The 7,551-nt window shown below is 59.7% G+C and carries 8 protein-coding genes; all 8 read right to left on the bottom strand.

All coding sequences use genetic code 11. The features are described from left to right. The coding region (bamA, locus tag P792_RS38700) for an outer membrane protein assembly factor BamA (RefSeq protein ID WP_023978526.1) at nucleotides 1–1,530 on the bottom strand (1,530 nt) is incomplete at its 3' end. A gap of 194 nt (nucleotides 1,531–1,724) precedes the next feature. Beyond that, nucleotides 1,725–2,810: an RIP metalloprotease RseP gene (gene rseP / locus P792_RS27450; protein ID WP_023978527.1), complete on the bottom strand. Its 1,086-nt coding sequence runs from the start codon at nucleotides 2,808–2,810 to the stop codon at nucleotides 1,725–1,727. Continuing rightward, nucleotides 2,803–4,005: a 1-deoxy-D-xylulose-5-phosphate reductoisomerase gene (gene dxr / locus P792_RS27455; RefSeq protein ID WP_023978528.1), complete on the bottom strand. Its 1,203-nt coding sequence runs from the start codon at nucleotides 4,003–4,005 to the stop codon at nucleotides 2,803–2,805. The genes rseP and dxr overlap by 8 nt, the downstream gene beginning before the upstream one ends. 19 nt (nucleotides 4,006–4,024) lie before the next feature. Continuing rightward, nucleotides 4,025–4,891, bottom strand: coding sequence for a phosphatidate cytidylyltransferase (locus P792_RS27460; protein WP_023978529.1), 867 nt, complete (start codon nucleotides 4,889–4,891; stop codon nucleotides 4,025–4,027). Continuing rightward, nucleotides 4,888–5,655, bottom strand: a complete 768-nt coding sequence (gene uppS, locus P792_RS27465; protein ID WP_035439813.1) for a polyprenyl diphosphate synthase — start codon at nucleotides 5,653–5,655, stop codon at nucleotides 4,888–4,890. The genes P792_RS27460 and uppS overlap by 4 nt, the downstream gene beginning before the upstream one ends. 9 nt (nucleotides 5,656–5,664) lie before the next feature. Further along, entirely contained in the window at nucleotides 5,665–6,231 is a 567-nt protein-coding gene (gene frr, locus P792_RS27470; protein WP_023978531.1) for a ribosome recycling factor, read from the bottom strand. Nucleotides 6,232–6,366: 135 nt separating this feature from the next. Continuing rightward, nucleotides 6,367–7,095, bottom strand: a complete 729-nt coding sequence (gene pyrH, locus P792_RS27475; protein ID WP_031240659.1) for a UMP kinase — start codon at nucleotides 7,093–7,095, stop codon at nucleotides 6,367–6,369. A gap of 86 nt (nucleotides 7,096–7,181) precedes the next feature. Then, the coding region (locus P792_RS38705; protein WP_035439692.1) for a KH domain-containing protein at nucleotides 7,182–7,551 on the bottom strand (370 nt) is incomplete at its 5' end.

Below are 7,551 nucleotides of genomic sequence, written 5' to 3' on the forward strand. Positions count from 1 at the left end.
CTCGATACCGAAGATATCGATACCAGCAACGATATTGCGGTTCAGGAAGTAGGGATCGGTCAGCGAGAGATCGACCTGTTTCTGATAATACGCAACCGTTCCGGAGATGCCGGCATCCATGCCCGTGCCAAGCAGGTTATGCTGCTTGACCGAGCCGTTACCGAGAATACCAACGTCGGTCGAGTAACCACCACCAAGCGAAAATTCGCCGGTCGGCTTCTCAACCACGTTCGCCGCAACGTTCACCTTGTCCGGTGCCGAACCCTGGGTCTGATCGACGGAAACCGTGCTGAAATAGCCGAGATCCTGAAGCGCAGCCTTTGAGTACTTGCGATCGAACGGGGTGTACGGGTCGCCCTCTGCCATAGGCAGCGCACGACGGATGACCTTGTCCTTGGTCACCGTGTTGCCGTTGATGTCGATGCGCTCGACATAGACATGCGGTCCTTCGTTCACATCGAACAGCAGATCGACAATGCGCTTTTCAGGATTGCGGGCAATTTCGGAACGAACCATCGCAAACGGATGGCCTGTCGCCTGCAGACGCTCCTGCATACCCGTCACGTTGTTCTGGATGGCAGTGCCATCGTACCACTGATGCGGGAACAGATCGATGTACTGCTTGAGATCCTTTCCTTCGACGTGACGAAGGCTGGAACGCACATCCATCTTGCCAATGCGGTAACGCGGCCCCTCATCCACCGTGAAGGTGATGATGAAGTTCTTGCGGTCAGGTGAGAGTTCACCCGTCGCATTGATCATGTGGAAATCCACATAACCATTATGCAGATAGAAGCGACGCAGCAATTCGGCATCGTACTTCACACGCTCAGGGTTATACTCGTCCGATGAGGAGAAGAAGCGATACCACTCTGTCTCCTTGGACGAGATCACAGAGGCCAGACGGGCTTCACTGAACGCCTTGTTGCCGACGAACACGACCTTGTTGATCAGGGTCTGGCGCGCTTCGTTGATCTTGAAGATCACATCGACACGGTTATGCGACAGCTTGATGATCTGCGGCGTAACGGTCGCGCCGAAACGGGCCTTCGAGGCATAGAGATCGAGCAGCTTCTGACGATCAGCCGCAGCCGCCTGCGAGGAGAACACGGCGCGCGGTCGCATGGCGATTTCCTTGCGCAGATCCTCGTCCTTAACCGCATGATTGCCCTCGAAGGCGATGCGATTGACAATAGGGTTCTCAATCAGGTCCACGGTCAGCGTGCCGCCCGTGCGACGCAGCGTCACGTCCTTGAACAGGCCGGTCGCATACAGCGTCTTGAGCGAACGATCGAGATCGTCCTGGTTGAAACGGTCACCGGGCTGCACCACCATATAGGACAGCACGGTGCTGGTTTCGATGCGGGTGTTACCCTTCACGTCGATCGCCTCGATCATCTGCCCATTGGCCTGCCGCGATGCGGCTGCCTGGTGATGCGAAGGACGGCGGGTTTTCTGAGCCTCGGCCTTCCCTGCCCAAACAGGGAGTATGCAGACCGAAGCAAGGAGAACGAGGCGTTTACCTGACAAGACGGACGTTCCTTAACTTCATCAACCCGACGTGAAGGTTTATTTCAGACAATTTAAATTTCCGCAACGAAGCGACTACTCCGCAGCTGGCCCACTTCATCCGGACGTATCCGGTTTAGCCCCCCTGAGCAAGCGTCCTGCCACATGAAGTGTCGTAACACTCTGTGTCAGTGACAGGCACTTCCAGCGTTTTCCTAGCGAAACAGACCAAGATTCGATAGGTCGTTGAAGGTAGAAAACAGGAACAGCGCAGCAATGATGGCGAACCCGGCCTGATAGCTGATTTCCTGTACCTTGCGTGAGACAGGTTTCCCCCGCACAGCCTCAGCCGCGTAAAAGACGAGCCGCCCACCGTCGAGCAGTGGGATGGGAAAGAGATTGATCAGGCCCAGATTGATGGACAAAAGCGCCATGAAAGACAGGATGCTGGCAAAGCCGTAATGGGCCACCTGCCCTGAGAGCTGGGCAATCCGGATCGTCCCACCAAGCTCTCGCGCATTGCGATGACCCGTAATGATCTGCCAGACGCCCTGTAATGTCTGCACCGAGACCAGCCAGGTTTCATGCAGCCCTGCCGTAACAGCGCTTGCAAAACCCATCGGCTTGCCAGGCACCAACTGTGCCATGATGCCGATGCTGCCCGTGTCCGGGGCACCCAGCTTGCCCGGAACGCGGTCCAGGGTGATGGGGAGGCTGAGGTCCTGGTCACCGCGATGAATCCCGAGCGTCGTGCTCTCGCCCGGCATCTTCACGGCATGCGCCTGGATATCGGCAAAATTGAACACATCCAGCGATCCCAGCCGGGTAATCACGTCACCCTTCTGCAATCCGGCCTTTTCCGCGGCGCTATGCGGCACAACCTGCGAGACTTCGTTCTTCAACTCGGGTTTGCCGACCGAGATATACAGCACCGTAAAAAGCAGGATCGCGAAAACAAAGTTGAATACCGGGCCCATGACGATCACCAACATGCGCGAGCCGACTGGTTTGTCGTGGAACGTCTGACCTGGGACCCACGCCGCCTTTTGCTCAGGCGTTGCATCCTCGGGGTCTTCAAACCCATGCGGCTTGACGAAACCACCAAGTGGAACGGCCGAGATACGCCATTCCGTGCCCGTGCGGTCATGCCAGCGATAAAGCGCAGGCCCGAAGCCGATCGAGAACGTATCGACCTTCACACCGCGCCAGCGCGCGGCAAGGTAATGCCCCATCTCGTGAACGAAAACGAGCACCCCCAGGATGAGGGCGAAAGCAAGAATCGTCACCGCGAATTCATGCATGGAGCGTCTCCGCACCGTTCAGGGAATTGCTGCGCTCGCGCGATACGAAGGCCTCGGCTACGCGACGGGCTTCTGCATCCCAGTGCAGCACCTCATCAAGGGTATCGAGCTTGGGAGCCCCAAGCTTTTCCATGGCATAGGCTATCGTGTCCCCGATCCCGAGGAACCCGATACGACGGCCGAGGAAGGCCTCGACGGCGATTTCGTTGGCCGCAGAGAAAATGGTGGGGGAGGCCGCCCCGGCACAAAGGGCCTCACGGGCCAGACGCAGTGCGGGGAAACGCACCTCGTCTGGCGCTTCGAAATCCAGACGGGCAAGCGCCGCCAGATCGAGACGCGGCGCGTTGGTCTGCATACGTTCGGGCCAGGCTAGGGTGTTGGCGATGGGCACGCGCATATCGGGCGCACCGAGCTGCGCAATAAGGCTGCCGTCGCGGAACTGCACCATGCCATGAACAGCTGATTGGGGATGAACCAGCACGTCGATCTGTTCGTTGCTCAGGCCGAAGATGCGGGCGGCCTCGATCACTTCGAGTCCCTTATTGGCCATCGAGGCAGAGTCGATCGTGATCTTGGCCCCCATGCTCCACGTCGGATGCTTGAGCGCATGTTCCGGTGTGGCGGCACGCATGGTTTCAATCGAGGCACAACGGAACGGCCCGCCGGACGCGGTCAGCACGATCTTCTCGACGCTCTCGATCGGGCTGCCTGTCAGGCTCTGGAAGATGGCGTTATGTTCGGAATCAACAGGAAGAAGGGTCGCCCCTGCTGCCGCAACCTCACGCAGCATGACGTCACCGGCGCTGACGAGCGCCTCCTTGTTGGCGAGCGCGATAGCGCGGCCATTCCGTGTCGCTGCGAGGGTTGGCTCAAGCCCTGCGGCCCCGGTAATGGCGGCCATCGTCCAGTCGGCCTCCATGGCAGCGGCTTCGATGACCGCCTTGCGTCCACCCGCCGCTTGGACGCCGCTCCCTTTCAACCGGTCGCGCAGTTCCTCCAGCAGGGATTCGTCGTTGATGACGGCAATTTCCGCATGCAGGGCGATTGCCTGCTCTGCCAGCAAGGCAACATTGCGCCCACCAACAAGGGCCCGGATCTGGAAACGTGCCGGTTCTGCCAGCAGGAGATCGATCGTCGAGCAGCCGATACTGCCAGTACTGCCGAGAACGGTGATGCTGCGTGGTGAGACGGTCATGATCCCAGGATACTCCAGATCAATGCGATGAAGCAGAAGATGAAACGAGGTAATGTGTCAAAGCCACGATCACATCATGGGGCGTGGCATCCCAGAAAACATGTGTGGGCACGCACAGGGAAAGCAGCGCTGCAAGAGGCGCGGCAGCAAGAAGCCCGTCAAACCTGTCAAGCAAACCGCCGTGACCGGGAATAAGCTTGCCGGAGTCCTTGATCCCGACCCGACGTTTGGCCGCGCTTTCGGCAAGGTCGCCGGATTGCGAGGCACAGCCGAGCACCATGCCCCACAGGAGCCCACCCAGAGGTGAGCCGAGACCAGAGAAAAACGCTGTTGTCATGCCCGCTATACCGGCCGCCACCAGGCCACCAACCGCGCCAGAACGGGTCTTACCAGGAGAAATGCGCGGCGCGAGCTTTGCCCCGCCGAAAACACGTCCCGCGAGATAGGCGCCGCTATCACTGGCGATAACGACCACCACAACAAAAAGCACAAGTACAGCGCCGTGCGAAGGCTCTCTCAGCCAGAAGAGGGAGAGCCCCCCCAACGCTGCCACAGCAACGCAGGCCCACTGGGCAGCGCCGAAAATACCCGCCGCGAATACAAGAGCAAATGCAACGCGCCACTCGCCCCTCATGGCAGCGAGCAGTGCCGCCAACGGCCAGGCGAGGAGCAGCCAGCCGCGCCAGTGCAAGGCACCGCGCCCCCATCGCAGCCCCGCCATTGCCATAGCCTCATAAACAAGCCCGAGGCTGACGAGCAGGATCATGGCTCGATAGGCCAGCCCGCCCATGAGGATACAGAATACCGCCACAGGAACGATAATAGCTGCTGAAATGAGGCGCAGGCGCAGATCAGACCAGCGCTGGGCGGCACTTTGCTGACTCACAGGGCGCCATCCGGTGCGAGGCGTTTGCCGAAGCGGCGCTCGCGTCGAGAGAAATCGCTCATGAGGCCAGCGAAATGATCTTCATTAAAATCCGGCCACATCACATCCAGAAACGCGAGTTCGGCATAGGCCGACTCCCAAAGCAGAAAATTGGACAGCCGCCTCTCGCCACTGGTTCGCACGATCAAGTCCGGATCGGGAAAAGGAGAGGTCTGAAGAAAATCGCCGAAAGCAGCCTCGCCCAAGCCATCCAGGTCAATTTCGCCACGCGAGGCGGCGATGGCCATTTTTTTCGCCGCGCTCAGCATGTCGTGACGTGCGCCATACGACAGCGCAAGGATCATGGTCAGACGGGTATTTCGCGCTGTGAGCGTGCGCGCACGATCAATCTCGGCCCGCAACCCGGCATCGAACCGGGTCAGGTCACCGATGAAATCGAGCCGGACATTCTGCTCGTGTAGTTCCGCAACCTTGTGCCGAAGATAGAAACGCAGAAGCGACGTCAGGTCCGAAACCTCCTCGCTGGTACGATTCCAGTTCTCCGACGAGAAGGCATAAAGCGTCAGATAACGCACGCCAGCGGTGATGGCCGCCCTGACACAGCGTCTGACGGCCTCTGCGCCTGCGCGATGCCCGGCCATGACCGGTTTGCCCCGCGCTCGCGCCCAGCGCCCATTACCATCCATGATGACGGCCACGTGGCGAGGCACCGTCGCGGGGTCCAGCCCTGCAGCCGGAGCATTATGTGCGCGTGAGGAGGACACAGCCTTCAATCAGACCTGCTTGATCTCGCGTTCCTTGTCCGCCAGCATATCATCAACTTTCTTGATGTACTGGTCAGTCAGATTCTGCACGCCATCAGACCACACCTTCATGTCGTCCTGGCTGATTTCGCTCTTCTTTTCGTGCGTCTTGATCTGGTCCATGCCATCGCGGCGCACGTTGCGCACGGCTATCTTGCCGTTTTCGGCATAGCGCCCGGCAGCGCGGGCCAGCTCGGTGCGACGCTCTTCCGTCAGCTGGGGAATCGGCACGCGTACGGTCTGTCCATCCGCAGCCGGATTGAGGCCAAGACCGGCATCACGGATAGCGCGCTCAACGGCACCTACGAGACCGCGATCCCAGACCGAGACCGTCAGCATGCGTGCTTCGGGAACGGCAATCGAGCCCACCTGCGACAGCGGCACTTCACTGCCATAAGCCTCGACGCGAACCGGCTCGAGCAGGTTCGGGCTGGCGCGGCCCGAGCGCAGGCCAGACAGATCGCGACGCAGGCTTTCGAGGGCGCCATCCATACGGCGCGTCAGATCGTCAAGCAGATCGTTCAGTTCGGCAGGCATTGGTCTCTCCTTCAATACGGTTCAGGCGTCCGGACCGGGGAAGTGTCCCTTAAGTGGCGGTATGGCATTGCCGGGTTATCCCGAAGGCCATGAGCCCTCGCGAGATCCCCCGGAACACCCGGCAGATGGCCCTGCTCAGGCCGTTTCGATGATACGGGTGAAACGCCCCTCACCGCGCATGACACTCGCAAACGCACCGGGGGCATGAATATTGAAAACAATGATTGGAAGTCGGTTTTCACGCGCCAGCGAAATGGCAGTTGCGTCCATCACATTCAGATCGCGCGACAGCACGTCCATGTATGACAATTCATCATAACGCTCGGCATCCGGCACACGACGCGGGTCAGCAGAATAGACACCATCGACCTGCGTACCCTTGAGCAGAACATCACATTCCATCTCGTTGGCGCGCAGTGCTGCCGCTGTGTCAGTCGTGAAGAACGGATTGCCCGTACCGGCAGCAAAGATGACCACGCGTCCCTTTTCCATGTGGCGCACGGCACGACGACGGATATAGGGCTCGGCAATGGAGGACATCTGGATGGCGGACATCACGCGGGTATCGATCCCTGCGCGCTCAAGAGCATTCTGCATCATCAGAGCGTTGATGACGGTTGCCAGCATACCGGCATAATCACCCTGGGCGCGGTCCATGCCCTTCGCTGCGGCGGCCACACCACGGAAGATGTTTCCGCCACCGATCACCAGACAGACCTGGATGCCGCTGCGTGAGACAGAAGCCACATCGTTCGCGATGGCCTCGACCATCTGCGGCTCGATACCGAATGAGCCCTTGCCCATGAGGGCTTCGCCCGAAACCTTGAGAAGAACGCGCTTGTATCCTGCAGAAGTTCCGGTCATCGCATCCTCTTTCACAGCGGCCTGATCAGGGCCCAACACGGCCCGCGCCTCTCTTATAGGGCGCGGCCTGTCCTCACAAGAACTTCTCAGGCGTCATCCAGCCCGATGGCACGCAGTCTGGCCTTTTCCTCATCCCAGCCCGCGCGCTCACGCACGTTCAGGAAAAGATGGCAGGGCCGTTCAAGCAACCGGCCCAGATCCAGACGGGCCCGCTCGCCGATGCTGCGAATCTTGCGTCCCCCTTCACCAATCAGAATGGCCTTGTGCCCGGGCCGGGAGACATAAATCGTGGCATCAATGCGCACCGAGCCATCGGGACGTTCCTTGAAGCTCTCTGTCTCGACCGTGGCCTGGTAGGGAATTTCCTCATGGGTCTGCATGAAAATCTGCTCGCGCACCAGCTCAGCTGCCAGCAAACGATCAGGCAGATCGGTCAGATCGTCCTCCGGATAGAGG

Source organism: Asaia sp. SF2.1, assembly GCF_000505765.1.
Lineage (GTDB): Bacteria > Pseudomonadota > Alphaproteobacteria > Acetobacterales > Acetobacteraceae > Asaia > Asaia bogorensis.